We start from the raw sequence: 1,028 nt of genomic DNA, 5'->3' as shown, positions 1-1,028 counted from the left end.
AGCTTTCATTTGGCAAGAGGAACCCTTGAAGCTGTTTCGTTAGCTAAACCAAGGCTAGTCTTAGCCTTGGCTCACCAGCCTAACAGCATCAAGCCTCTTATCAAATGAAATCGAGTACTAGCTATAAGCCAGTTGAACCATCTAATTTTTAGGAGGGCTGGGTGGCTAACCTCATTATAGAACTTTCAAAAAAATTTTCAACTTCTTTCTCTTTGTTCTCTTTTCTTGTTTTAAAAGTTGCGAGTATTTCTCGTTCTTTATTTCCATATGTTGATGGGGCTGGATTCCATAAATAAGCACGATGTTCAAGCGCAAATTTCACTTCCGAATAGTTGATTTTATCATAGTCTCCATAATCTATATTAGCTAAGTATTTTTCAGCAATAATTTCATAAATAATAAAATCTTCGAATTTATTATAAATAGATCTGTACTTGATACTGTCTTTATCCATGAATGTAGTAAACATATATGCATCAACCGTGAATTCTGTAGAAACTTTTTCTTTTTTTGGTTCAGAAATCATACATCTTAATATTCTTCTTAACTCAGAGTATATGTTAATACTACTCCCAACTTGTACGCAAATCTGTGCCAAATCAGAATTATCGTTATTCAAGCCTCTTCTTTTCCTAGCAAACATTGCCCACAATTTTTTCTCGTCATTTGACACCCCTTTTATCAATTGTTCTATGTTTACATTTGTTAAATCTGAGAATTTGCAAATTTCTTTTAAATAGTCATATTTATTTAGATTTTCTTTTAATGACATTTATCTTACTCCTCTGTGCTCTATCACTTCTATATAATAAATTTTTCCTATATAGTCATTTAGTTTTAAAAAAGCACTTTAAACATTCAAAAATATTTGGAACTTTCCTTAATAAATCTGTCACTTTCTTTTTCAAGATAGCCCAAGCTTGCTCAATAGGATTCAAATCTGGTGAATAAGGTGGTAGAGGTAAGAAAAAGTGCTTATCTTGAATGCAAAGTTCATCCAAAATGTTCTTGGGATGAAAACTAGCATT

The 1,028-nt window shown here is 31.8% G+C and carries 2 protein-coding genes; both read right to left on the bottom strand.

Features of this window, described 5'->3' with window-relative positions:
- Positions 1-148: 148 nt before the first annotated feature.
- Positions 149-772 carry a hypothetical protein gene (locus FGQ53_RS11685; protein ID WP_138338952.1) on the bottom strand — a complete coding sequence of 208 codons (624 nt, stop codon included), beginning with the start codon at positions 770-772 and terminating at the stop codon, positions 149-151.
- A 55-nt stretch (positions 773-827) separates the two neighbouring features.
- A partial coding sequence (locus FGQ53_RS11680; RefSeq protein WP_171019140.1) for a transposase occupies positions 828-1,028 on the bottom strand: 201 nt, incomplete at its 5' end.

Source organism: Streptococcus mitis (assembly GCF_005844455.1).
Taxonomy (GTDB): Bacteria; Bacillota; Bacilli; order Lactobacillales; family Streptococcaceae; genus Streptococcus; species Streptococcus mitis_BF.
The sequence above is the reverse complement of the archived record's forward strand: the minus strand, read 5'-3'. Positions and strand labels throughout refer to the sequence as shown.